21 protein-coding genes and 2 pseudogenes are annotated in these 24,694 nt (G+C 71.4%); 8 read left to right on the top strand and 15 right to left on the bottom strand.

The window, feature by feature from the left end; genetic code table 11:
• Nucleotides 1-139: 139 nt before the first annotated feature.
• Nucleotides 140-706, top strand: a complete 567-nt coding sequence (locus ACFVWD_RS24500; protein ID WP_389598962.1) for a cysteine hydrolase family protein — start codon at nt 140-142, stop codon at nt 704-706.
• A gap of 180 nt (nt 707-886) precedes the next feature.
• Here the strand turns inward: ACFVWD_RS24500 and ACFVWD_RS24495 are convergent, their stop codons facing one another.
• Both ACFVWD_RS24495 and ACFVWD_RS24490 read right to left on the bottom strand, forming a co-directional pair.
• Nucleotides 887-2,161, bottom strand: a complete 1,275-nt coding sequence (locus tag ACFVWD_RS24495; RefSeq protein WP_389598960.1) for an amidase — start codon at nt 2,159-2,161, stop codon at nt 887-889.
• A 14-nt stretch (nt 2,162-2,175) separates the two neighbouring features.
• Nucleotides 2,176-2,769, bottom strand: a complete 594-nt coding sequence (locus ACFVWD_RS24490) for a TetR/AcrR family transcriptional regulator (protein WP_389598958.1) — start codon at nt 2,767-2,769, stop codon at nt 2,176-2,178.
• A gap of 144 nt (nt 2,770-2,913) precedes the next feature.
• Between ACFVWD_RS24490 and ACFVWD_RS24485 the strand changes: the two genes are divergently transcribed.
• Nucleotides 2,914-3,666 carry an NADPH-dependent F420 reductase gene (locus ACFVWD_RS24485; protein ID WP_389598956.1) on the top strand — a complete coding sequence of 251 codons (753 nt, stop codon included), beginning with the start codon at nt 2,914-2,916 and terminating at the stop codon, nt 3,664-3,666.
• A 73-nt stretch (nt 3,667-3,739) separates the two neighbouring features.
• On the opposite strand, the gene ACFVWD_RS24480 is transcribed toward ACFVWD_RS24485, so the two are convergent.
• The 8 genes from ACFVWD_RS24480 to ACFVWD_RS24445 form a co-directional block, all read right to left on the bottom strand.
• Entirely contained in the window at nt 3,740-5,878 is a 2,139-nt protein-coding gene (locus tag ACFVWD_RS24480; RefSeq protein ID WP_389598955.1) for an ArnT family glycosyltransferase, read from the bottom strand.
• Nucleotides 5,879-5,936: 58 nt separating this feature from the next.
• Nucleotides 5,937-6,083 (bottom strand): hypothetical protein, encoded by a 147-nt coding sequence (locus tag ACFVWD_RS24475; RefSeq protein ID WP_389598953.1) that lies wholly within the window; start codon nt 6,081-6,083, stop codon nt 5,937-5,939.
• Nucleotides 6,080-7,018 (bottom strand): dolichyl-phosphate beta-glucosyltransferase, encoded by a 939-nt coding sequence (locus tag ACFVWD_RS24470; protein ID WP_389598952.1) that lies wholly within the window; start codon nt 7,016-7,018, stop codon nt 6,080-6,082. The genes ACFVWD_RS24475 and ACFVWD_RS24470 overlap by 4 nt, the downstream gene beginning before the upstream one ends.
• 140 nt (nt 7,019-7,158) lie before the next feature.
• On the bottom strand, nt 7,159-7,761 hold the full coding sequence (locus ACFVWD_RS24465; RefSeq protein ID WP_389598950.1) for an ATP/GTP-binding protein: 603 nt from the start codon (nt 7,759-7,761) through the stop codon (nt 7,159-7,161).
• Nucleotides 7,748-8,104, bottom strand: coding sequence for a DUF742 domain-containing protein (locus ACFVWD_RS24460; protein WP_389598949.1), 357 nt, complete (start codon nt 8,102-8,104; stop codon nt 7,748-7,750). Before ACFVWD_RS24460 ends, ACFVWD_RS24465 begins: the two co-directional genes overlap by 14 nt.
• Nucleotide 8,105: 1 nt before the next feature.
• A complete protein-coding gene (locus ACFVWD_RS24455) occupies nt 8,106-8,537 on the bottom strand; it encodes a roadblock/LC7 domain-containing protein (RefSeq protein WP_054236774.1) in 432 nt (143 codons plus the stop codon).
• A gap of 11 nt (nt 8,538-8,548) precedes the next feature.
• Nucleotides 8,549-10,969 carry a nitrate- and nitrite sensing domain-containing protein gene (locus ACFVWD_RS24450; RefSeq protein WP_389598947.1) on the bottom strand — a complete coding sequence of 807 codons (2,421 nt, stop codon included), beginning with the start codon at nt 10,967-10,969 and terminating at the stop codon, nt 8,549-8,551.
• Between the two features lie 115 nt (nt 10,970-11,084).
• Nucleotides 11,085-12,104, bottom strand: a complete 1,020-nt coding sequence (locus ACFVWD_RS24445) for a substrate-binding domain-containing protein (protein ID WP_389598945.1) — start codon at nt 12,102-12,104, stop codon at nt 11,085-11,087.
• Nucleotides 12,105-12,416: 312 nt separating this feature from the next.
• Between ACFVWD_RS24445 and ACFVWD_RS24440 the strand changes: the two genes are divergently transcribed.
• Nucleotides 12,417-12,881, top strand: a complete 465-nt coding sequence (locus ACFVWD_RS24440) for a cupin domain-containing protein (protein ID WP_168496700.1) — start codon at nt 12,417-12,419, stop codon at nt 12,879-12,881.
• A gap of 209 nt (nt 12,882-13,090) precedes the next feature.
• Here ACFVWD_RS24440 and ACFVWD_RS24435 read toward each other — a convergent pair whose 3' ends face one another.
• The 4 genes and pseudogenes from ACFVWD_RS24435 to ACFVWD_RS24420 all read right to left on the bottom strand — a co-directional run bounded on the left by ACFVWD_RS24435 (nt 13,091) and on the right by ACFVWD_RS24420 (nt 18,682).
• Nucleotides 13,091-15,481 carry a SpoIIE family protein phosphatase gene (locus ACFVWD_RS24435; protein ID WP_389598943.1) on the bottom strand — a complete coding sequence of 797 codons (2,391 nt, stop codon included), beginning with the start codon at nt 15,479-15,481 and terminating at the stop codon, nt 13,091-13,093.
• Between the two features lie 76 nt (nt 15,482-15,557).
• A pseudogene (locus ACFVWD_RS24430) lies at nt 15,558-15,755 on the bottom strand (response regulator transcription factor); the annotation flags it as partial.
• Nucleotides 15,751-17,631, bottom strand: a pseudogene (locus tag ACFVWD_RS24425) (MMPL family transporter); the annotation flags it as partial. The pseudogenes ACFVWD_RS24430 and ACFVWD_RS24425, both read right to left, overlap by 5 nt.
• A 109-nt stretch (nt 17,632-17,740) precedes the next feature.
• Entirely contained in the window at nt 17,741-18,682 is a 942-nt protein-coding gene (locus ACFVWD_RS24420; protein WP_389598942.1) for an AraC family transcriptional regulator, read from the bottom strand.
• A gap of 188 nt (nt 18,683-18,870) precedes the next feature.
• Between ACFVWD_RS24420 and ACFVWD_RS24415 the strand changes: the two genes are divergently transcribed.
• The 5 genes from ACFVWD_RS24415 (at nt 18,871) to ACFVWD_RS24395 (ending at nt 23,296) form a co-directional block, all read left to right on the top strand.
• Nucleotides 18,871-20,535: an ATP-binding protein gene (locus ACFVWD_RS24415; protein ID WP_389598941.1), complete on the top strand. Its 1,665-nt coding sequence runs from the start codon at nt 18,871-18,873 to the stop codon at nt 20,533-20,535.
• Nucleotides 20,532-20,945, top strand: a complete 414-nt coding sequence (locus ACFVWD_RS24410) for a roadblock/LC7 domain-containing protein (RefSeq protein WP_389598939.1) — start codon at nt 20,532-20,534, stop codon at nt 20,943-20,945. The genes ACFVWD_RS24415 and ACFVWD_RS24410 overlap by 4 nt, the downstream gene beginning before the upstream one ends.
• Nucleotides 20,942-21,301, top strand: coding sequence for a DUF742 domain-containing protein (locus tag ACFVWD_RS24405; protein ID WP_101401548.1), 360 nt, complete (start codon nt 20,942-20,944; stop codon nt 21,299-21,301). The genes ACFVWD_RS24410 and ACFVWD_RS24405 overlap by 4 nt, the downstream gene beginning before the upstream one ends.
• Nucleotides 21,279-21,884, top strand: coding sequence for an ATP/GTP-binding protein (locus ACFVWD_RS24400; protein ID WP_384910026.1), 606 nt, complete (start codon nt 21,279-21,281; stop codon nt 21,882-21,884). Before ACFVWD_RS24405 ends, ACFVWD_RS24400 begins: the two co-directional genes overlap by 23 nt.
• A gap of 65 nt (nt 21,885-21,949) precedes the next feature.
• The gene (locus tag ACFVWD_RS24395) at nt 21,950-23,296 is read left to right on the top strand and encodes a cytochrome P450 (protein ID WP_389598982.1); all 1,347 of its coding nucleotides are present in this window, start codon (nt 21,950-21,952) and stop codon (nt 23,294-23,296) included.
• 10 nt (nt 23,297-23,306) lie between these two features.
• Here the strand turns inward: ACFVWD_RS24395 and ACFVWD_RS24390 are convergent, their stop codons facing one another.
• On the bottom strand, nt 23,307-24,569 hold the full coding sequence (locus ACFVWD_RS24390; protein ID WP_389598938.1) for a cytochrome P450: 1,263 nt from the start codon (nt 24,567-24,569) through the stop codon (nt 23,307-23,309).
• Nucleotides 24,570-24,694 lie beyond the last annotated feature (125 nt).

The raw sequence follows: 24,694 nt of genomic DNA, 5'->3' as shown, positions 1-24,694 counted from the left end.
GGGGGTGAGGGGCTCCTTGCCCCGCGGACTGGGCAGTTGGCGCTTTGGCCGTCGAAAGGCAGAAAGAAAAGGTAGAAAGAGGGGTGCGCTCGGCCTGCCGAGTGAGATGGATGGGACGGACGAGACACCGGAGGCCCTCATGACGACTCTGCCCGATCGGCCGAACACCGCGCTGCTCGTCATCGACGTCCAGAACGGGGTGGTGGCGGGCGCGCACCGGCGCGACGAGGTGGTCGCGAACATCGACACCCTGGTCGGCAAGGCTCGCGCGCAGGACGTGCCGGTGGTGTGGGTGCAGCACTCGGACGAGCAGTTGGAGCGGGACAGCGAGCGCTGGCAGTACGTGCCGGAACTGGTCCGCCGCGACGCCGAGCCCCTCGTCCACAAGAACTACGGCGACTCGTTCGAGGACACCGACCTCGAGGCGTTGCTCGCCGAGCGCGGGGTGGGCCGGCTCGTCGTCACGGGCGCCCAGACCGACGCGTGCATCCGCGCCACCCTGCACGGGGCCTTCGTACGTGGGTACGACGTGACGTTGGTCGGTGACGCACACACGACGGAGGACCTCAGCGCGTACGGCGCGCCGCCGCCGGAGCAGGTGATCGCGCACACCAACCTCTACTGGAAGTGGGAGAGCGCACCCGGGCGGCGCGGGGGCACCGTCGGCACGGCGGACGTGTCCTTCGCGGCGGTCGTCGAGGACTGAGCCGTTCTGATCGGCGGCCGTCGGCGGTCGCCGCGCGCCAGGTGCTGTCGTCACATTCCCGTCGTCCGCCCGGAGGGCGGGCCCTGCGGCGTCATGGGGGTCCCCTCTGCTCGAGCGAAGCCGAGAACTTGGGGGCGCGTGCATGGCGTCGCGGGGCAGACGGGAATGTGACGACAGGGCCTAGCCCTTCGCCCGCGCGGCCCGTTCGACGGCGTGGCCGAGGGAGAACAGGCCTTCCAGGCGGTCCGGGTGGCCCACGAGTTGGAGGCCCAGGGGCATGCCCTGGGCGTCCCGGTGGCCCGGTACGGTCAGGGCCGGGAGGCCGAGGAGCTGCCAAGGGCGGCTCAGGACGGGAGACCCGGTGGCCGTCAGGCCCTTCGGGGCGGCACCCGGGGCGGCCGGGCCGAGCACGGCGTCCACGTCGCCGAGCAGAGCCAGCACCGTGGAGCGCTCCCGCCGCGCGACGGACCGCGCGTGCTCGTAGTCCCCGGCGGTGAGGGAGCGGCCGTGCGCCAGGAGTTCGTTGAGCGGTGCGCTCAACCGGTCCGGGTGGGTGCTCTCCTCGGCCAGCATCCGCGCGGCCTCGTACGCCATCACCGTGACGTGTGCCGCGACGAGGCGGGGGGTGAGGGCGGGCCAGTCGACGTCCACGAGCACGGCGCCGTTCGCGACGGCGTTCTCGACGCTGCGGACCAGAGCCGCCCGCATGTCCTGTGAGATCTCGGCCAGTTCGCCGCCCGACCACACAGCCAGCCGCGGGCGCGTCGGCGCTCCCGGAGGGCGGGAGAGCCGGTCCGAGCCGGTCAACGCCCCGTACACGAGCCGGAGATCGGCCACCGTCGGAGTCAACAGTCCGACCGCGTCGAGGCTGTGCGACAGGCCCACGAACCCCGTCGTGTCGAGGGAACACCCGGCCGGCACCACGAAGCCCGCGACCCCGCAGTACGACGCAGGCCGGGTGAGCGAGCCCGCGGTCTGGCTGCCGAGAGCCAGCGGGACCACGCCGGTGGCGACGGCGGCCGCGGAGCCGCTGGAGGAACCACCGGGCGTGTGGGCGAGGTTGTGCGGGTTCCTCGTGGGGCCGGGGGCGAAGTACGCGAACTCGGTGGTGACCGTCTTGCCGAGGGGAACGGCGCCGAGCCGCCGCAGGCGCGCGACCAGCGGGGCGTCGGCCTCGGCGATCCGGCCCCGGCGCAGCGGCGATCCGCACTCGGTGGGCAGACCGGCGACGTCGATGATGTCCTTGACCCCGACCGGGACGCCGCGCAGCGGGCCGCCCGACGGCACGGCATCCAGCTCCCGGGCAGCGCCCAGCGCTCCGTCCCGGTCCACCCGTACCCATGCCCGTACGTCGGACTCCGTACGGTCGAGGCGCTCCAGCGCACCCGCGATCGCCTCGGCCGCGCTCAGCTCGCCCCCGGCCACGGCCGCCGTCAGGGCCGACAGAGTCCTCATCCCGCGCACCTGACCTACCGCGGTGCGAGTGCGGCGAAGGCCTCGTCGATCAGATCGTCGAGGTCGAGGGTGCCGTCGGAGGCGGTCCAGTGGTTGACGGCGATGTTGAGACAGTCGACCGCGGCGGCGGCTCGCACCAGCGGGCCAAGGGTCGAGGACCGCGCGGGGGCCGCGCGCCCGGCGAGTGCCTCGGCGATGACCGGGCGCCAGCCGTTCTGCTTCTCCATGCTGCGCGCGCACAGCGCGGGGGTCTTCATGATCAGACGGGACAGGGCGAGCGCGCCGGCCGGGTCCTGTTGGTGGTGCTCGACGACCGTGCCCAGGGCGTGTCGGAGCGCCGTCCAGTCGTCCTCGCCGGCCGGGCGGGCGCGCAGCGCGTCGGCGATCCGCCCGCCCTGGGCGTCCACCGCGTCGAGGACGGCGTCCTCCTTGGTGCCGAAGTAGCGCAGGAAGGTGCTGCGGGACACCCCGGCCGCCGCGGCCAGGTCGTTGACGGTGACGTTCTCGAAGCCCTCGCGACGGAACAGCTCGAAGGCCACCTGGGCCAACTCGGCCCGGATGGCGGCCCGTGCGATGTCCCTCGTGCTCGTACGCGTTGCTCCGTTCACCCCGGGATCGTACCGCTCGCTCCCCGCTCGCAATTGTGAACCGCGGACGCTAGTGTGACACTGAGTTTCATGATTGATGTATAGATTCACTATTGGCTCTACTGTTCATCTGCTTCACACCGCATCACCGGGAGACCCCACACCGTGACGAAGACCCTTGGACTCATCGGCAGCGGCATGATCGGCGGCGGGCTGGCCCGCCTCGCCGTGGCGGCCGGACTGGACGTCGTACTCAGCAACTCGCGCGGACCGGAGACACTCGCCGGCCTCGTCGCCGAACTCGGCGGGCACGCGCGCGCGGCCACCCCCGAGGAGGCCGCCCGAGCCGGTGACCTGGTGGTGGCGACCGTGCCGCTGAAAGCCTACGACCGGCTGCCCGCGGCGGCTCTCGCGGGCAGGACCGTGATCGACACCATGAACTACTACCCGGACCGCGACGGCCACATCGCCGAGCTGGACGCGGGCGGGCCGACCACCAGCGCCCTGGTCCAGCGCCACCTGGCCGACTCCCAGGTGGTCAAGGCGTTCAACAGCATCGACTTCCGGCGCCTGTTCCTCTCCGCCCGGCCCTCCGGCGCCCCCGACCGCAGCGCCCTGCCCCTCGCCGGTGACGACGCGGCCGCGAAGGCGCGGGTGGCGGAGCTGCTGGACGTCCTCGGGTACGACGCGGTGGACATCGGCACGCTCGCCGACAGCTGGCGCAGCGAGCCGGGCACCCCGGTCTACGTGCAGCCCTACCTCGCGGCACGGCCCGAGGGGCTGAGCCAGGAGGAGGCGCAGCGCTGGTTCTTCGAGACCCCGGGTGTTCCGGTGCCCGCCGACCGGGTCAAGGAGCTGAGCGACGCGGCCGTACGGCGCCCGGCGGGCGAAGCCCGGGCCACCCTCGCCCGGGACTGAGTCACGGAAAAGAGGGGCGGGCCACCGGTGGGGGATGTCCGGTGGGCCGCCCCTGCCGGGGTGGATGGCTGGATCAGTCGATGTCGGAGGCGTCCAGGCGGTACAGGCCGCTGGTGCTTGTGGACGTGGCGGACGAGGAACCGGAGCTGTACGCCGAGGACTTGACGGCCGTGCCGTGCGCCTTGACCCAGGTGGCGATCTCGGAGTTCGTGCCCTGTCCGTTGTCGCTGCTGACGATGATGTAGTGCAGCTTGCCGGACTTCACCAGGCTCTTGAGCTTGGCGAGGGTCATGGCGTTGTCACTGCCGGACCAGCCGCCCATGGAGATGACGGGCTGCCCGGACTCCAGGATGATCGAGGACGCGGTCTGGTCGGTGGCCACGGCCAGCAGCCAGGTGGCCCCGTCCTGGTGCTTCTTCAGGTACGTGATCATCTCGGACGACACCTGGGTGCCGCCTCCGCCCATCTGGCCACCGCCTGTCTGCCCGCTGCCTGTCTGGCCACCGTCCGTCTCGCTGCTGCCTGTCCCGCTGCCGCTCGGCCGGGTGCCGGAGCCCGAGGGCGCGGAGCCGCCGCCCGACGGGGGCTCACCCATGGACCGGCCGCCGGTACCACTCGTACGACTCGAACCGCTCGCGCCGCCCGGACCCCCGCCCATGCCCCCCATGCCGCCACCGGTGCTGGGACCGGCCGTCGGGTTGGTGCCGTTCGTGGCGGAGGTGGCCGCCGAGACCGAGTACGCGGCGGGGCCTGCCAGCAGGGCGACGACCGCGGCCAGCGCGGCGAAGCCGATGAGCCTGCCCCGTCGCATGAAGCGTCCGGCGAGCAGCCCGAGCACCGCGACCGTGCCCGCGACGCCGACCACGATCTCCGCGACGGTGTACAGCGTGCCGGAGCCCGAGACCCGCTGGAGCAGCACGATCGCCCACGCCGCGCTCGCCGCGACAGCGGCCGGCAGGACCCAGCTCCACCTGGCCGCCGAGCCCTCACGGAACGCCCGGTACAGGGTCACGCCGCCCGCACCCGCCAGGGCCGCGATGCCGGGGGCCATGGCGGTGACGTAGTACGGATGGAACGTGCCCTCGGCGAGGGCGAAGGTCAGGTAGTGCAGGACGAACCAGCCGCCCCAGAGCATGAGCGCCGCACGCTTGGCGTCGGTGCGCGGGGCCCGGCCGCGCAGGATCAGACCCGCGATCAGGGCGATGGCCGCGAAGGGGATGAGCCAGGAGATCTGGCCGCCCATGATCTCGTTGAACAGCCGGTAGACGCCCGCGCTGCCGCCGAAACTCGCACCGTTGCCCGCCGAGCCGACCGAGGAACTGGCGCCGAAGATACGGCCGAAGCCGTTGTAGCCGATGACCAGGTCCCAGACCGTGTTGTCGGTCGAACCGCCGATGTAGGGGCGGGAGGAGGCGGGGATCAGGTCGACGACCACCATCCACCAGGCGCTGGAGACGACCAGGGCCACCGTGGCGACGGCGAGGTGGCGGATCCGGCGGCCCAGGGAGCCGTGCGCGGCCCACAGAAAGACGAGGAAGAAGGCCGGCAGGACGACGTACGCCTGCATCATCTTGGTGTTGAACGCGAAGCCGATCGCGACCGCCGACCAGACAAGCGGCATCAGCCGGCCGGTGCGCACGGCCTTCATCAGCGCGGCGGCGCCGAGCAGCATCAGGAAGACCAGGATCGGGTCCGGGTTGGTGTCCCGGTTGATGGCGACGGTGATCGGGGTCAGCGCCAGTGCCAGCGCGGCGACGGTCGCCGCCACCGGGCCGAAATCGCGCTTGACCATGCGGTGGAGCAGGGCCACGGAGCCCGTGCCCACCGCGACCATCGGCAGCGCCAACTGCCAGGTGCCGAAGCCGAAGGCGCGGGCGGACAGCCCCATCACCCACAGGGCGAACGGCGGTTTGTCGACCGTGATGAAGCTGCCGGAGTCCAGCGCGCCGAAGAAGAACGCCTTCCAGCTCTTGGTGCCGCTGTAGACGGCCGCGTTGTAGAAGCTGTTGCCGCTGATGGAGGTGATGTTCCAGGCGTACAGGGCCGTCGCCGCGAGCAGGACCGCCCACAGGGCGGGGCGCGTCCAGCGGGGGTCCTCGGCGGGGCCGGTGAAGAGCCTTCGGCCACGGGCGACGAAGCCGCCGTGGGCGGGCGGCGCCGCCCGGTGCTTGCTGCTCGGTGAGGATGTGGGCGGTGGGGCGAGAGTCGTCATGACGCGGGCTCCAAGCGGGGAGAGGGAGTGCGACACGGGCGGAAGGCCCGGAGCCGCATCAGGGCGAAGCGGGTGCGGTGGCGCCGGGGTCGGCGCCGACCGTGGTGATCAGGGGAGTGAGGCCGACGAGGGCGCTGCCCACCGCGGCGACGGCGACGGGGAGGCGCGGCAGCTCTCGCTTGCCGCGGCCGCGCGGCCCGCTCAAGCCGCTCTCGTCCGGGCGGGCGGGGCGGCGGCTCCCGCGGGGGGTGACGTACGCTCGGCTCCCGCGGAGGGCGACGTACGCTCGGCGCCCGCGCGATCCCCGCCCCCGCCGGGGCCGGGCGCCACGGAGGTGGCCCCGTGGGCGGCGGCCGTCACGTGCGCCGTACCGGCCCGGGGCGGCAGCGTGACGCGGGTGCGGCCGGTCAGGATCCGGCGTTGCATCCGGCCCATGCCCTTGAGGTCGTCGACGGCGGTGGCGACGATGTCGACCCGGCTGTCGGGGTCGTCGACCCAGTCCACCGGCACCTCGTGGATACGTAGCCGGTTGCGCTCGGCCAGCACCAGCAACTCGGTGTCGAAGAACCAGGTGTTGTCCTCTATGTGCGGGGCGAGCGCCCTGAAGACCTCGGTGCGCACCGCCTTGAAGCCGCACTGCGCGTCCGAGAAGCGGGCCGCGAGCCCCAGCTTCAGCAGCAGGTTGTAGGAGCGGGAGATGAACTCGCGCTTCGGTCCGCGCACCACCGCCGCCTGGGGGTGCAGCCGGCTGCCGATGGCCAGATCACTGTGACCGGACAGCAGGGGCGCGACCAGCGGGAGGAAGCCGTCGAGTCGGGTCGACAGGTCTACGTCCATGTACGCGACCACATCCGCCTCGGACCGGCTCCACACGTACTTCAGCGCGCGGCCCCGGCCCTTGGCCTCCAGGCGGACGGCGTGGACGTGCGGAAGGCGGGCCGTCAGCTCGGTCGCTGTCTGCCAGGTGGCGTCCGTGCTCGCGTTGTCCGCGACGGTGATCCGGAACGGGAACGGGAATGAGGCTTCGAGGTAGGCGTGGAGGCGGCCGATGCTGTCGCCGAGGACGTGTGCCTCGTTGTGGACCGGCACCACGATCTCGACCGACCGCTGCCGGACGCCTCCCGCGTTCGTTTCGTTCATGGCCCCGACGATCCGGGCCGGATCTGGGCCGTCGCTGAGCCCGCGCTGAGGGAAGGATGAGAATCAGGGAACTCACAGCTTCCGCACAGCCGGGCCCTGGCGGGTCACAGGAAGACCGGTGAACAGCCGTTTTCCGTAGGTCAGTTGTGGCTGGACGAAGCGATCAACTCGTCGATCAGAGTGATCAGTACGTCCCGGCACGACCCGCGCTCCCGGGCGTCGCAGAGCAGCACGGGGGTCCGTTCCGGCAGGGCCAGGGCGTCGCGGATCTCCTCTGGGGTGTACGGGTGCTGTCCGTGGAAGCCGTTGACACCGACGACGAAGGGGATGCCGCGCCGCTCGAAGAAGTCGATGGCGGCGAAGCTGGACTCCGGCCTGCGGACGTCGATGAGGACCACGGCGCCCAGGGCGCCGATGGCGAGGTCGTTCCACATGAACCAGAACCGCTGCTGGCCCGGGGTGCCGAAGAGGTACAGGACCAGTTCGGGGCTGAGGGTGATCCGCCCGAAGTCCAGGGCCACGGTGGTGGCCCGCTTCTCCTCGATGCCGTCGAGGTCGTCGACGTTCAGACCGGCGGAGGTGAGGGGTTCCTCGGTGCGCAGCGGGACGATCTCGCTGACCGCCCCGACCATGGTCGTCTTGCCGACGCCGAACCCTCCGGCGATCAGAATCTTGACCGCGTCGGGAGCGGAGAGTGCGTCGGGTGCCGAAGTCCCGCTCGCGGCGGGGTCAGAGCCGGCCAAGGCCGTCCCTCACTTTCTGCAGCAGGTCCAGGTCCGGGGTACGGGAGACGAGACGCGGAGCCCTGAGGGTGATCCGGCCCGCCTCCAGCAGATCGCAGAGCAGGATCACGACCACGCTCACCGGCAGGTCGAGTTCGGCGGCGAGTTCCGCCACCACGATCGTCTTCGCGCACAGCCGCAGGATCCGGGCGTGCTCGGGCTGCGGCCGGGTGGCGCCCTCGGGCGGCGGATCCACCGCGGTCACCGACGTGATGAGGGTGAAGTCGGCGCGGCTGGGCCGGGTGCGTCCTCCGGTCAGCGTGAACGGCCGTACCAGCCGGCCGGCCGCGTCGCCTTCGCTCACCTCACTCGCCGTTGTCGGCCGCGGCGGCGACGCCCGCACGAGGTGCTGCCCTGAGGTGCTCGCCGATCTTCTTCACCAGCATGTTCATCTGGTACGCCACCACGCCGACGTCCGCGCCCTGGTTGGTGAGCACGGCGAGATGGGCGCCGGGGCCCGCGGCGGTGAGGATCAGATAGCTGTCGCGCATCTCGATCAGCGCCTGGCGCACCGGGCCGCCGCGGAAGTCCATGCTGACGCCCTTGCTGAGGCTCATCAGGCCGGACGCGGTCGCCGCCAGCCGTTCGGCGTCGTCGCGGACGAACGCCGTGGACTTGCTGACGACCAGTCCGTCCTCGGAGAGCACGACGGCGTGGTTCACATCGGCGACCCGTTCCACCAGTCCGGTGAGCAGCTGGTCGAGCTGGCTGTGTGTGGCGGTGCTGGGGCGTGTCATTTCTCTGTCCTTCACGAGCGGTCGGCGGGCGGAGTCCACGAGCGGTCTGCGGGCTGGGTGGGGGCCGGGTCCTCCCCGTGGTCGTACGACGGTTCCTGGCCCACGTGGTCGTACGGCATCTCCTCGTCGTCGCGGGCCCGGAGCGTTCCGCGCTGGAAGCCCGCGAGTGAGGAGGCGGCGCGTTCCGCGGTGAAGTCGGCGAGGTCGGCGGCGTCCTTGTCATCGGCCTCGGAGGGCGCCGCCTCCTCCCGCAGCTCCGTGGCCAGGCTGGTCTGCGGTACCCGGCGCGGCAGCGGAGTGAGTCCGTCGCGGCGGGTGGTGCCCGGAGCGGGGGCGGAGCGGGGCGCGGCGGAGTCGGCCGTGTGGGCCCGGGCGGCGGGGTGCGCCTCCTCCGTACGTTCATGGGGCCGGCGCTCCGGGACCGCGGCGTCGTCGGAGCCCTTCGCCGCCACGACCTCCGCCGGTATCGCGGTGTCCCCGTCCGTGGCGGGGGAGTCGGGGGTCTCGCGGACCACGATGTCGTGCGGGATCAGCACGATCGCGGTGGTACCGCCGTACGGCGAGGAGCGCAGGGTGACGGCGATGCCGTGCCGGGTGGCGAGCCGCGCGATCACGAACATGCCGAGCCGCAGGTCGTCGGCGAGTGCCACCACGTCGAACTGCGGGGCCACGGCCAACTGGGCGTTGAACGCGGTGTAGTCCTCCTCGGACAGGCCCAGCCCCCGGTCCTCGATCTCGACGGCCAGGCCCTTGGCCACCATCGCGGCCCGCACCCCCACCGGACTGGGCGCGGGGGAGTAGGAGGTCGCGTTGTCGATGAGCTCGGCCAGCAGATGGATGACGTCGGCCACCGCGGGCGGGCTCAGGTACACCTCGTCGTCGGTGTGCACCTCCACCCGCTGGTACTGGGCGACCTCACCGACGGCGCTGCGCAGGATGTCGATCAGCGCGACCGGTTCGGTCCAGCTGCGCCGGGGCTGCTCGCCGCTGATGATGACGAGGTTCTCCTCGTAGCGGCGGAGCTGGCTGGCGGTGGAGTCGAGTTCGTACAGGCCCTTGAGGATCCCCGGGTCCTGGTGCTCGCGTTCCAGCGCGTCGAGCTTGCTGAGCTGAAGGTTGACCAGGTTCTGGCTCTGCCGGGCGATGCCCAGGATCACCTTCTGGAAGCCGCGTCTGGTGTCGGCGAGTTCCACCGCGGTGTGCACGGCCGTGCGCTGCGCGGTGTTGAACGCCTTGGCCACCTGGCCGAGTTCGTCCTCGCCGTAGTCCAGGGGCGGGGTGGCGGACTCCACGTCGACCTTCTCGCCCCGGTTCAGCCGGGCGACCACGTCGGGCAGCCGTTCCTCGGCGAGGCTGAGCGTGGCCATCCTGAGACCGCGCAGCCGCCGGGAGAGGGAGCGGGTGATGCGCCAGGACATCACGACGCACACCAGCAGGGCGACGAGTCCGCCGGCGCTCAGCGCGGCCGCCTTGATCAGCAGGCTGTGCGCCTTGTCGGCGCTGCGGTCGAGCAGTTGCGTGGTCTGCTGCTGGATCAGGTTCGTGTACTGGTCGGAGATCCTGCCGAGCGCGGTCTTCCAGCGGGCGTGCGCGTCAGGCAGTTCGACCGTCTTCGCCACCTGACCGTGCACCGTCCGGGCCGCGACGATCTGGTCCTCGACGGTCTCCAGGGTCTTCCAGTCCTGGCTCTGGAGGACCCGTTCGACCTGGTCCTTCACGGTGCCGTGCAGCGAGTTGAGGACCTGGCTCTGGAAGACCCAGCGGCGGACGTCGACCTGCTGGGCGAACTGCTGCCACGACTGCTGGTCGAGCTTGCCCGAGGGCCAGGCCAGCGCGAGCTGGGCGTCCTCCTGGGCGACCAGCTCCGCCGCGTTCCCCAGCGTGATCAGCGGCCCTGCCTGCGAGGTGAGGTCGCCGTCGTCGACCTGGGACAGTTCCTGGAAGGCGTGGATCTGGTCGCCGATGATCGAGGTGTACTGGTCCAGGGCCTGCTGGGCGGTGATGTCGGTGGGGTGGTCCACCTGCCCCCGGTAGTACTCCAGGCTTCCCACCGAGGCGATGACCGAGTACATCCGGTCGCCGATCCGGGCGGGCGCGTTCTTGAAGTCCTCGGACCGGCGGACCAGTTTCGCGACCTCGACGTCCGTGCGCCCGCGCTGCCGGTCCAGGGCGGCCCGGGAACCGTACGGCGAGGCCAGCCAGGCGGCCGACAGACTGCGCTCCTGTTGCAGCGCGAGAGTCGCCTCGGTGCCCATGGCACCCGTCGACCGGCTCAGCCCCGTCTGTTCGCGCAGTCGCAGCCCCTCCGAGAAGATCTGCGTCGTCGTCACACCCCACATGGCGGCGAGGGTGACGCTGGGGACCAGCGCCAGCATGATCAGGGAGAGACGTATGGAGCCGAGACGGCGCCGGGCACCGGTCCGTGGAGACATCGTCGTCCTAGAGCGATCAGCGATGAGAGGGTGCGCAGGATGCTATCCGTACAAGTGACCGTACGCACCGTGAGGGACGGAAATCCTTGGTGCCACCTGTGTGGGTGGCAGCGGTTCAGCGGGTTCCGTTCCCTGCGAACTTCGCGACCGAGGAGACGTTCTCCTTGGTGACGAACGCGGGTCCGGTGAGCACGGGAGCGGTTCCGCCGCCGCTGAAGTTGCCGTTGGAGTGGTAGAGCCAGAGCGAGTCCACGGCCAGATAGCCCTGGAGATAGGGCTGTTGATCCACCGCGAACTGCACGTCCCCGCTCTGCACGGACTTCACCAGACCGCTGTTGACGTCGAAGGTGGCGACCTGGGCCTTGCTGCCCGCCGCCTTCACCGACTTCACCGCCGCGAGCGCGAACTGCGCGCCCAGCATGACGACTTCGTCGACACTCGGGTCCGCGCGCAGTCTGGCCGTGACGGCGGCGCCCACCGCGTCCATGTCGGTGCCGTTCACATAGAGCAGGTCGGTCTCGCCGCCGAAGGTCTTCTTCACCCCGGCACAACGGGCCTCCAGGGCGATGTTGCCCTGTTCGTGGATGACGCAGAGGGCGTGCTTGGCCTTGAGCTCGTCCAGTTTGTCGCCGGTGGCCCGGCCCGCGACGCTCTCGTCCTGGCCGAAGTACTCCAGCAGGCCCTCGGACTTCCAGGCGTCGATCCCGGAGTTGAGACCGACCACGGGTATCCCCGCCGCCTTGGCCGCGCTGACCGCGCTCTGCATCGCCTCCGGCTTGGCCAGCGTCAGCGCGATGCCGTCCACCCGGTCGCGGATCGCGTCCCGCACCAGGCTCGCCTGGGCGGTGGCCTCGGAGTTGCTCGCGTACGTCAGGTCGATGTTGTCCTTGGTGGCCGCCGCCTGTGCGCCCTTGCGCACCAGCTCCCAGAACGCGTCTCCGCGGGCGCCGTGGGTGATCAGGGCGACCTTGATCCGGCCGGTGCCCGCCTTCCCCGCCGAGGCGTCGTTCGTGTCGTCCGATCCGCCGGAGCCGGAGCATCCGGCGGCGAGCAGGCAGCCCGCGGCGATGACGGCGATGACGGCGGCGCGGGGCGGAGTTCTTGGGGATTGGTGAGGTGTGGGGGACATGTTCATGGGTGCGGCACCTCGCTGTGCGGCCCAGCGGCGGGTCGGGGAGAGTGAGATCGGTGCGATGTCGGGATGTTGTGTACCGACTGTCGTACTTTTGTTGGGCCGGAGCCAACCGTGTGTCACACTCGGCCGTCAAGTGAGCGGGCATATGCCGGAGATGGCCGGCGCGAGGGTGTCGTCGCCGCATCGTCACTAGTTGGACGCGTGATGCGTGAGTTGGGTGGTATCGCACCTTCCGCATGGGGCTTGGATGTTCAATGATGGTGCGCGGGCCTGCTGTTGGCGGGCTGTTGCGTTCATACGGGGGAGGACGAGATGACGCGTGAGGTTTCCGCTGTCCGTGCCGTGCTGCGTACGGGAGTGACAGGCGCCGCGGTCGTCGGCCTGTCCGCGATGTCGCTGGTCGCCGGGACCGCGTACGCGACTCCCGCCGGCCCCGGTGTCACCGCGACGGTGCTCTATCGGACCACCGTGGGGAACACGGACTACACGCTCCGGGAGATCACCATCCCGCCCGGTCAGAGCACCGGCTGGCACTACCACGACGGTCCCTTGTACGGCCTCGTGAAGAAGGGCACCCTGAGCCACTTCGATGCCACCTGCGCGCAGGACGGCACCTACCCGGCCGGCCGTACGATCACCGAGCCCCCGGGCCCCGGCCATGTGCACATCGGCCGCAACGAGGGCTCGGTCCCCGTCGTCCTGGACGTGCTGTACGTCCTGCCCCACGGCTCGCCGTTCTCGGAGGACGCGCCCAACCCCGGCTGCGACTTCCAGTAGCGCCCGACAGGTCCTAGGCCCTGTCGTCACATTCCCGTCTGCCCCGCGACGCCATGCACGCACTCTCGCCGCACCGGGCACAGACCCAAGTACATCCAGTACGAGGGCCTGTGCCCGGCACGCCGAGAGCACGCACCTGACGCCGCGAGGCCCGCCCTCCGGGCGGACGACGGGAATTTGACGACTGGACCTAGGCCCTGTCGGCGCGATCACTCGAACGGCAGTGCCTGTTCGGCCCAGATCGTTTTTCCGGTGCCGGTGGTGCGGGAGCCCCAGCGGTCGGTGAGCTGGGCGACGAGGAGCAGCCCGCGGCCGCCCTCGTCGAAGGTGCGGGCCCGGCGCAGATGGGGAGAGGTGCTGCTGGCGTCGGAGACCTCGCAGATGAGGGTGCGGTCGCGGATGAGCCGGAGCTGGATGGGCGCGCCGCCGTAGCGGATGGCGTTGGTGACCAGTTCGCTGACGACGAGTTCGGTGACGAACGCGACCTCGTCGAGCCCCCAGCGGGTCAGCTGCTCGGTCGCGTACTGCCGGGCGGTGGCGACCTCCGCCGGATCGGCGGGCAGGTCCCACACCGCCACCTCGTCGCTGTCCAGGGTACGGGTGCGGGCCAGCAGCAGGGCCACGTCGTCCTTGGGATGCTGCGGCAGCAGCACCTGGAGCACGTTGTCGCACGCGTCGTCCAGATTCGCGGCGGGGACCGTCAGCGCGCTGCACAGCACGGCCGTACCCGCGTCGGCGTCCAGGTGGCGGGCCTCGAAGAGACCGTCGGTGTAGAGGGCGAGGACGGAGCCTTCCGGCAGGTGCAGCTCGGTGGCCTCGAAGGGGAGACCGCCCACCCCGAGCATCGGCCCCGCGCTCACCTCGACGACCTTCACGGTGCCGTCCGGGAACAGCACGGCGGGCGGCGGGTGCCCGGCCGTGGCGACCGCGCAGTGCCCGGAGACCGGGTCGTACACCGCGTACAGACAGGTGGCGCCGATCTCCGCGCCCGTCGGGCTCTCGTCGGCCGCCAGATGCCCGACCAGATCGTCGAGGTGGGTGAGCAGCTCGTCCGGGGGCAGGTCGACGTCGGCCAGCGTCCATACCGCCGTACGGAGCCGGCCCATCGTGACGGAGGCGTGGATGCCGTGCCCGACGACATCGCCGACGACGAGCGCCACCCGGGTCCCGGACAGCGGGATCACATCGAACCAGTCGCCGCCGACGCCCGCCCGCGACAGCGCCGGAAGGTAGCGGGAGGCGAACTCGACCGCCGCCTGTCCCGCCATCGCCTGGGGCAGCAGACTGCGCTGAAGGGCCACCGCTGTCGTGCGCTCCTTGGCGTACCGGCGGGCGTTGTCCACGCAGACGGCCGTGCGGCTGGCCAGCTCCTGCGCCAGCGACACGTCGTCCTGGTCGAAGGGGTCCGGACTCTCGACGGTCAGCAGCCTCACGAAGACCGCCACCCCCAGCGTCGTACCGCGCGCCACCAGCGGTACCGCCATCAGTGAGAAGTCCCGGCGGTCCACCTGGTGCGGCTTGGCGGCCTGGGCGCCGTGCCGGCTGAGCCATCCGTCGACGTCCGGGTCGCCGGTCCTGGTGAGCACCGCGTGTCCGGTGACCAGGGCGCGGACCGGTGGGGAGGAGGACGGGTAGACGTCCGCCGGGCCCAGGTCGATCGCCGCTTCCTGCGCCCCGGCGGTACGGGAGTGGTGCGCGACCCGGCGCAGCTCCACATCGGCTTCCACCGGGCCGCCGGTGGGCTCCTCACCCTCGACCACCGAGTCCAGCAGGTCCACGCTCACGAAGTCGGCCAGCTCGGGCACCGCCAGCCGGGCCAGCTCACGGGCGGTGTGGATCACGTCCAGTGTCGTACCGATGGCGGCGGCGGACTTGCTCAGCAGGGCGAGCCGCTGCCGGGCCCGGTACTGCTCGGTGCTGTCGTAACCGGCCAGCGAGACGCCGAGCAGCTGTCCGGAGGGGGCCCGCAGCGGCCACATCTCGATGTTCCAGGCGTGCATACGCGTTCCGGAGGGGGCCCGGGTCCAGCTCTCGTAATGGACGGGGCGGCCGGTCTCGACCACCTGGCGCAGATGGTTGAAGAAGCCGCGGCTGTGCTCCGCGTTCTCGACGGTGTCCGGGAAGTAGCGGTGCAGGACCTCGGCCTCCTGGACGCCCATGATCCGGCAGGCGGTGTCGTTCATCCGCAGATAGCGCTGTTCGGTGTCGAAGACCGACATCGACACCGACGCCTGCTTGAAGGCGAGCTCTCCCAGGTCACGGCCCCGCCCGTCCGGCGCCGCGGTGATCACGTATCCGGCCGGCTTCCCCTCCTCGCCCTGGAGCGGGTACGCCCGCAGGGCCAGCTCGGTCCGCCGCCCGTCCTCGCGCCGTACGGCCACCACACCGTGGCCGCCGTTCGCCCGCAGCGCCCGCCAGGCCTCGTCCGGGTCCCCGTCCAGCAGGTCCGACACCGGTCGGCCGGTGACCTCCGCCGCGGCGTACCCGGTCAGCAGCTGCGCGCCCTCGCTCCAGCCGGTCACGACTCCGTGCGCGTCGACCACCACCATGGCGTCACCGGCCGTGGTTACCCGCCCCGCATCGCCCGGGATTTTCACCATATGTACAAGGATGGAGTGATCCGGCAGCCACATCAACCCGGGAGTCGGCCGGAATCCGGTCCAGGAAGGGCCGCCCTCAGGGCGTCTCCCGGCCCGGGCGTACGAGCAGTCCGCGTTCCAGGGCCACGACCATCGCGTGGGTACGGTCGCTGACGTTCAGCTTGGCGAAGACGCGCAGGAGGTGGGTCTTCACCGTCGCCTCGCCGATCACCAGGCGTTTGCCGATGTCGGCGTTGGAGAGACCGTCGGCCACCGCGTTCAGGACGTCCGGCCGAGCTGCCGATGCCGTCGATCACGGCCTTGCGGGTCGCAACCCCGTTCAGGGCGGCCTCACGCACCCGGCTGATCAGGAACACCTGATAGTCCATGGACAAACCGAAGAGGATGACGAACAGGAACAGCGGCACCGGGAGCCGATCGAACGGGTGGAGTCGAAGTCGAGCAGCCCCTCGGCCCACGTGTCCTGGAAGACGAGGACCAGCACGCCGAGCGAGGCGGCGGCCGACAAGAGGTTGAGCAGTACGCCGACCAGTCCGAGGACCAGCGAGCGGAACGCCCATACCGTCACGACGAAGGTGACGAGCAGCAGGCCTGCGATGATCAGCGGCAGCTTCTGTTCCTGGTGCGTGGGGTAGTCGGTGTAGCGGGCGACGTCTCCGGTCACCGTACGGCACCTGGAGCTGGAGCAGGGTGATCCGTTTGTCCGGCGGGGTGAACAGCCGGGAGGTTCCGCTCAGCCGGGCATCGTCCTTGACGTCCGCCGCGAGCTCGCGCAGGGCGGCGCTCACCTCGGGCGAGCGGTCGGCGTCGGCTCGTACGAGGACCTGGTGCGTCGACTTCAGCTCGGGGAAGGACGCGTTGAGGCGGTCGTACACCTGCATGGCCGCGATGGAGCGTGAGTGTGTCTGACGGCCCATGTCGGTCAGTTTCAGGCCGAGCACCGGGGCGGCCAGGGCGAGCATGGCGATGACGGTGACGGTCAGTGCGGCGGCGGGACGCCTGCCGACGAGGCCCAGCACCGCCTTGGTGAGGCGGCCGGCACCGGTCTTGGACTGCTTCCGCGGCCGGAGGGTCCTACCGCGCTTCGCGGCCCGGGCCTCCATGCGCACGGCGCGGCGCTCGGCTCGCTCGCCGAGCTCGGCGAGCAGGGCCGGCAGGACGGTCAGTGAGCTGAGCACGGCGACCAGGGTGACGACGATCGCGCCGGTCGCGATCGAGGAGAAGATATCGAGGAGAAGATCACGTCGTCCGCGAGGAACAGCGTGGCGCTGGAGATGGCGACGGCGAGACCGGAGAGTACGACGGCCCGTCCCGACGTGGCCGCGGCGAGTGCGACGACGGCCCGCGAGCTGAGCCGGTCCGCCGGTCCGGGCCCACTCCTCCCGTTCGCGCTTGAGGTGGAAGAGCGTGTAGTCGACGCCGACGGCCGGCCCGATGAGCAGGATGACGTCGGTGCCGACGCCGGTGTCCGGGAAGACGTGCGAGGCCGGCACGGACAGGCCGATGGCCGCGGCGATCGAGGAGAGCGCGAGCAGCAGCGGTACGAGCGCCATCACGAGGGAGCTGAAGACCAGCAGCAGGGTGATCAGGGTGACCGGCAGGGCGATCACCTCGGTGCGGGAGAGGTCGTCGCCGCGCAGTTTGTCGACGCCCTTGCTGATGGAGGGAGATCCGGTCTCCTCCACCCCGCAGGTCCGGGTTGGCCTTCCGCACGGCGGCGGTCTGCGCGAGCAGCGGGTCGACGTGCTTCTTCCCGTCCAGCTCGGGGCCGTTCATGGTGATGTCGACGCGGACGGCGGTGCCGCTCGGCGCGTGCACGAGGTCGGCCACCGAGCGGACCTCGGCAAGCCCGCGCATCCGGTCGGCCACGTCCTTCGCGGCGGCGTCGGCGGCGGTCGGGTCCAGGCGGCCGGACCCGGGCTTCGCGGTGATCAGAACGCGTTCGACGGGGCGCTGCTGCAGCCCGCCCTCGGCGGCCAGGGCTTCCGCCCGCCCCGCCTCACCGATACGGAAGTCCTCCGTGGTGGCCGGGTCGCCGCCGACCGTGATGCCCACGCCCAAGCGGAGGACCACGAACAGCAGCCAGGAGACAATCGCGCGCAGGGATGTCCGGCGCTCCAACGAGCCATGTGAACGGGGAGATTCTTCATGCCATTCATGCTGGTCGCCGGGGGGGGGGGTCGTGCCGACAGCCTCGACAGCTTGAACTTCGGGTCCACCGAGTAGTGGACCCCTGCAGAAGGGATCTGGACTACGGCGTTACGGCCGCCGCCCCCCGGACCGCATCTCCCGCGGACTCACCCCGTACCGCTGCCGAAACGCCGTACTCAGCCCGCTCGCCGAGGAGAACCCCGAGGTGAAGGCCAGATCGGTGATGGTCAGGTGCTCGCAGTCGGCACACTGGAGGCGTTCACGAACCAGCCGCAGCCGCTCCTCGCGGATGAGGTCGCGCGGAGTGGTGCCGGCACGCTGCAGGGCCAGCTGGATCTGACGCAGGGACCAGCCGAGCGCGTGCGCCATGGACGTACCGGTGAGACCCGGGTCGGCGGCGTGTTCACGGACGTAGCGGCGGACCATCGTCTCCACGTCGCCGAGTTGGCCCGCCCCGTCGGGGCGGTCGTCGCCGAGGGTGAGCATGCACAGCAGCTCGACGACGCGGTCGGAGACGGCGTTGAAGTGCGGGTCGGTGAGGTGGTCCCGCTCCGCGTGCAGGTCGCCGATCATGGAGCTCACCACCCGGCCGAGCCCCCTGCTCAGATCGAGCCCGGTGGCCAGCGGCGACTTGCGGTTCAGCGGGCCGTCCATCTCGCGTGCGGGGATGGTGAGGACGAACGCGTGCGTCGAGGCGTCCTGGAGGCACTCGAAGGGCGCCCCGAAGCTGACGAGGGTGCCGGTGCCCGGTGTGAGCCGGGCCTCCTGGCCGTCCTGCCGCAGCACGATCTCCCCACTGAGCGGCAGCAGTAATCGGTAGTCCTCGTCGGGGTCCTGGCGGACCTGGCGGGCGGTCCTGCTGTACGCGACCTCGTCCGACCAGAACTTGACGAGCTGATAGCGCTCGGTGCGCTGGCGGACCGTCGCGCCACGGAAGTCGTCGGTGCGCGCGTACCGGTAGCCCATGGTGGACTGGCAGGACCCGACGTACTCGCTCCAGAAGTCGGCCCGCTCGCGCGGATCCACCTCCGCGGTCGTCCGTGTTTCCACGATGTAGCTCTCCGCGGGCAACGACACCCTCAACTCCAGTGCAGCGAGCGGTAGTTACTCCACGTCAGCCTAGTGCATACAGTCCGTGCGCCCCACGGCAACTTCCTTGCGCGCGAGGGCAAGCGTCTGTGCCGACGGGCGGCTACGGTCGTGCGACCCGTCAACTTGCATATGCCATCGAGGACTTCATGACCGAACGGATACCGGAGGCGGCGTTCTGGTGCCTGGCCGTCGGCCTGCTCGCCGTCACCCTGCTGCTGGTGCGCCAGCGCGGGATCACCGGACGGCAGCGCGGCCGGAGCGCCGAGCTCGCGGACGCGCTGCGGGCCCGGGACGAGGAGCTGCGCCACCTGGTCGCGGTCCGCCTGCCCGCGCTCGAAGGCGCCCCGCACCAGCCCGCCTCCCCGACGGGTCAGCCCCTCTCCGCGCCGGATCACCCCTCCTCCGCGACAGGTCAGCCCCTTCCTGCGGCGGGGCAGTCCTTCTCCGCGACGGGCGAGTCGCATTCCGCGGCGGGGCAGTCCATCCCCGCGACGGGCCGGCCACATTCCTCGGCGGGGCAGTCCAACCCCGCGACAGGTCAGCCCCTTCCTGCGGCGGGGCAGTCCATCCCCGCGGCGGGCCAGTCGCATTCCGCGCCGGGTCGCCCCTTCGCCACGACCGGCCAGCCCCTTCCCACGGCCGGCGAGTCTCTCCACGCACCGGCCCTCCCCGCCGTGGGCCTCCTCGACGCGCGGCTGGCCGACACCGACTTCGCGAAGTGTCTCGACGGTCTCCTGGAGCGGTTCTCCGACGCCGTGCGGCACGCACAGACCCGCGCCGACCAGTCCGCGAAGGCCGCCCTCAAGGCGTCGATGCGCTCGATCCAGGCTCTCGCCAACGAGCAGCAGGTGTCCATCTCGGAGATGCAGGACCGCCACGACCACCCCGACGTGCTGCGCGACCTGCTCGAGATCGACCACACCAACGCCCAGTTCGGCCGTCGCGCGCAGGCCATCGCCGTACTGTGCGGCTCCTGGCCCGGACGCCAACGGGCCACCTCCCCGCTCATCGAGGTGGTCCGCGGCGCGACCTCCCGCATCCGCGACTACCGGCGCATCCGCATCAACGGACAGGCCGACATCGCCGTCGAGAGCCGGGCCGTCGAACCGGTCGTCCTCGCCGTTGCCGAACTCCTGGACAACGCCGCACGCCACTCGCAGCCCAACACCACCGTCGAGGTCAGCGTCCAGGCGGTGCACAACGGCGCCGTCGTGGTCATCGACGACGCGGGCGTCGGCATGGACAGCCGCGGGTCCGAGCACGCCGCCGCGCTGCTGACCGGCCGCCGCGCGGTGGACGTCACCCGCCTCGACGATCCGCCCCAGTTCGGCTTCGCCGTCATCGGCGTCCTCGCCACCCGCTACGGGTTCAACGTCTCCGTGGACACCCGCTCCCCGTACGGCGGCGTCCGTGCCGTGGTCTTCCTACCGGCCGCGCTGCTCACCCACGCCGCCCCGGTCCAGGAGCCCCCACCGCGGCGGGAACCGGCGCGCACGCCCCGGCGTACGGCCCGGACGAGCGGGCCCTCGGAGGCGACCACGGCCGGCGGACTGCCCAAGCGGCGCCGTCGTGCACCCGTACCCTCGCCCGCCGCCGAACAGCCCCCGGCGGCACCGGGCGAACCGGCCGCACCGGTCGAGGAGAGCGTGGGCCGGTCCGCGGAGGAGTACGCCCGGCGCATGGGCGCCTTCGCGCGCGGCACCCGCTCCGCGCGGGCCGAGCAGGACACCGCACCCCCCACACGCACCGCGGCCGAAACAGCCGAGGAAGCCGAAGCCCCCCACGAATCCGAAGGGAACACACAGGGATGATCGCGCCCATGACCAACGAGCTGGGGTGGATGCTCGACGAGGTTCTGAAGGTGCCGGAGGCCCGGCACGCCATCCTGCTGTCCGCCGACGGCATGCTCCGGGCCCATTCGGCGGACATCGGCCGCGACGACGCCGAGCGGCTGGCCGCGGGTCTGTCCGGGGTGCAGTCGATCAGCCGCAGCACCGCCGAGTTCGTCGGCAGCGCGACCGCGCCGTGGCGGCAGACCCTGATCGAGTTCGCGCACGGATACGTCTTCCTCGTCGCCGCCGGTGAGGGCGCCCACCTCGCGGTGTCCACCGGCGAGGACGTGGACATGGAGGCGGTCACCTACCGCATGCACAAGCTGGTCGACCGGCTCGGCAAGGAGCTGACCAGCCCGGCCCGGCAGGACACCGGCAGCCCGGCATGACGCCCGGGCGTCGGCCGGGAGGGAGGCTGGTGCGGTCGTACGTCGTCACGGACGGCCGTGCCCACCCCTCCCGCAACACCCTCGACCTCGTCACCTTGCTGATCGCCGCCGACGACCTGCCGCTGACGGGGCTGAACCCGGAGAAGCGCCGGCTGATGGAGCTGTGCCGGCCCGGAGCGCTGTCGGTCGCCGAGGTGGCCGGTCATCTGGAACTCCCGGTCAGCGTCACCAAAATACTGATCGCCGACCTGATGGACAGCGGTCACCTCGTCACCCGGGCGCCGGTACCGGCCGCCCGCCTCTCCGACGCCCGCATCCTCCAGGAGGTACTGGATGGGCTCCGCGCCCGCCTCTGACGACGTCCACCTCGGCCCGGGTGTGCAGACCGCGGTCAAACTGCTGATCGTGGGCCACTTCGCGGTCGGCAAGACCACGTTCGTCGGCGCGCTCTCCGAGATCCGGCCGCTGCGTACCGAGGAGGTGATGACCGAGGCGGGCGCACGCGTCGACGACCTCGCCGGTTCGAGGGAGAAGACGACCACCACCGTCGCCCTCGACTTCGGCCGCCTCACCCTCAGCGACGCCCTGGTGCTCTACCTCTTCGGCACGCCCGGGCAGCACCGCTTCACCGAACTCTGGAAGGACATGACCAGCGGAGCGCTCGGCGCGCTGGTGCTGGCCGACACCCGGCGGCTGTCCGAGTCGTTCGACGTCATGGGCGTACTGGAGGAGCTGGGCCTGCCGTACGCCGTCGCCCTCAACGACTTCGACGACGCCTCCGCGTCGCACGACCTGGACGAGGTGCGCGAGGCCCTCGACCTGCTGCCCTCGACCCCGCTGGTGCGCTGCGACGCCCGCGACCGGGTCTCGTCCACCGAGGCGCTGATCGCCCTCGTCGAGTACCTCATGACCCGCAGCGGCGAACTGGAGCCCGTGTGACCCCCGAACCACCCCCGCCCGTACCACCCCCGCCCGTACCGCCACCGTCCCTGTCACCACCGTTCCTGTCACCACCGACCGGGCCACCGCCTGGCTGCCCCGCGCGCGAGCCCCTGTACGGGCCCGCGTTCGCGGCCGACCCCGCCGCCGTCTACCGGCGGCTGCGTACGGCAGGACCGACCGCACCGGTCGAGCTCGCACCCGGCGTCAGAGCCACCCTCGTCACCTCCTACGACGCCGCCCTGCACGTCCTGCGCAGCCCGGAGACCTTCTCCAAGGACCCCCGCCGCTGGCGCGACCTCGCCGACGGGACCGTCCCGCCGGACAGCCCGGTCGTGCCGATGATGATGTACCGGCCCAACGCGCTGTTCACCGACGGCGAGCAGCACGAGAGGCTGCGCGGCGCGATCACCGACAGCCTCGCGCTCGTCGATCCGAACACCCTGCGCGGCTATGTGGAGCGCAGCGCCGACACCCTCATCGACCGCTTCGCGCCGCTCGGCACGGCGGATCTGCTCGGCGAGTACGCGCAGGTCCTGCCGCTGTTGGTCTTCAACCACCTCTTCGGCTGCCCGGCCGAGTACGGGGTCCGGCTGGTCGAGGGCATGTCCGGGATCTTCGACGGGGTGGACGCGGAGAAGGCCGACGAGCTGCTGACCAGCACCCTGCTCGACCTGGTCGCGCTGAAGCGGGGCAACCCCGGTCAGGACATGACGTCCTGGCTGATGGCGCACCCCGCGGGCCTCACCGACGAGGAGATGATCCACACCCTCGTGGTACTGATGGGAGCCGGCACCGAGCCCCAGCAGAACCTGATCGCGAACAGCCTGCGGCTGCTGCTGTCCGACGACCGGTTCGCGGGCGATCTGTCCGGCGGCAGCCTCCCGGTGGAGGACGCCCTCGACGAGGTGCTGTGGACCGATCCGCCGATCGCCAACTACGCCGTGCACTATCCGCTGCACGACGTCCTGTACGAGGGAGCGGTGCTGCGCGCGGGCGATCCGCTGGTCGTCAGTCTCGCCGCGGCCAACACCGATCCCGCGCTGACGGCCGATCAACGGGCTGGCAACCGGGCCCACTTGGCGTGGAGCGCGGGCCCGCACAGCTGTCCGGCGCAGAGCCCGGCCCGGCTGATCGCGACGGCCGCGGTGGAGAAGCTCCTCGACCGCCTCCCCGATGTCGAACTGGGGTTGCCGGTGGGAGAGTTGACTTGGCGGCCCGGCCCGTTCCACCGCGCGCTGGCGGCGCTGCCCGTACGCTTCCCGCCCATCACGACGGCCCAACGGCCCGAAGGCGAGCGGCAGTCGTACGCGAGACCCCTGCCGGCTCTCGTGCCCGAGCCCCCCGTCCCGGAGCCCGACCGCCCGCGAAGCGGCTGGACCCGGCTCCTGTCCTGGTGGCGAGGGGAGTGAGCGTCGGCCGTCAGTGGATCCGGGCGGGCAGGGTGCGGTGGCCGTTGGAGATGAAGGAGTCCACCGGCTCCAACTCCGAAGCCGCTACGGCAAGTTGGAGGTCGGGGAAGCGGTCGAAGAGGGCAGGGAGGGCGATGCGGGCCTCCAGGCGGCCCAGTGGGGCGCCGAGGCAGCGGTGTACGCCGTGTCCGAAGGCGAGGTGCTCCTTGTCCGCGCGGGTGACGTCGAAGAGGTCGGCGTCCTTGCCGTAGCGCTCGGGATCGCGTCCGGCGGCGGCGTACGCGGCGAGGATCGCCTCGCCCCGGCCGATCACCGTGCCGTCCGGGCCGCCCAGCTCGGCGAGGTCGAGGTCCTGCACGGCGTAGCGCAGCGGGAGGCTCGCGACGGGCGCCTCGACCCGCAGGGTCTCCTCGATCAGGTCGTCCCAGGTGGCGCGTCCGGCGCGGAGGTGCCCGAGCTGCTCGGGGTGGGTCAGCAGGGCGTGCACGGCGTTGTCGATGAGGTTGACCGTGGTCTCGTGGCCGGCGCTGACCATCAGGACCAGCGTGTCGAGCAGCTCCTGCTCGCTCAGCCGGCCGTCGCCCTCGTCGCGGGACGCGATGAGGCCGGAGGTCAGGTCGTCGCCGGGCGACTCCCGCTTCTCGGCGACCAGTTCACCCAGTACGGCGTACAGCCTGGCGTAGTTGCCCGTCACCTCCTCGGGCTGCGCGGAGGTGTGGAAGATGCTGTCCACCAGGTCCCTGAGGTCCGCCCGCTTGTCCTCGGGCAGGCCGAAGAGCTCGCTGATCACCTGAATGGGGATCGGATAGCAGAACTCCTCGCGCAGATCGACGACTTCGCCGTGCTCGCCGGCCTTGGCGATGCGGTCGAGGAGGCCGGAGGTGATCTGCTCGATCCGGGGTTGCAGCGCGGCCGTGCGGCGGGCCGTGAACGCGGTGGAGACGAGGGTCCGCAGCCGCCTGTGGTCGCCGCCGTACGCGGTGAACATGTTCTGCACCGCGACCCAGGTGAACAGCGGCCACTCGGGGGATATCTCCCCGTTGATCCAGGCCGGCCAGTGCCGCCGCGGGTCCTTGGACACCCGTGGGTCCAAGAGCAGCCGTTTGAGCAGCTCGGGGCTGCTGACCGCCCAGGCCTCGACGCCACCGGGAAGGGCGACACGGGTCGCCGGTCCGCGCGCCCGGATGCGGGCGGCTTCCGCGTGGATGTCACGGCCCGTCGCGTCCACCACCAAGGGGCTCGGGTTTCCCGTCAAGGGACTTGGGGTTCCCATCGGGAGCCTCCCTGGCAATCGGACGTCAGTACGGCGTGTCACGCTACGCGAGGGTGGCGTTCCCCGATGCGACCGTCCGGTATCCACTGCGTGCGAGGGCAAATTCCCTGCGCGTACAAGCAAGT

This window comes from Streptomyces sp. NPDC058086 (assembly GCF_042885015.1).
In the GTDB taxonomy this organism is placed as follows: Bacteria; Actinomycetota; Actinomycetes; order Streptomycetales; family Streptomycetaceae; genus Streptomyces.
Note: the sequence above shows the minus strand (reverse complement) of the source record. Positions and strands in the feature narration are given on the sequence as shown.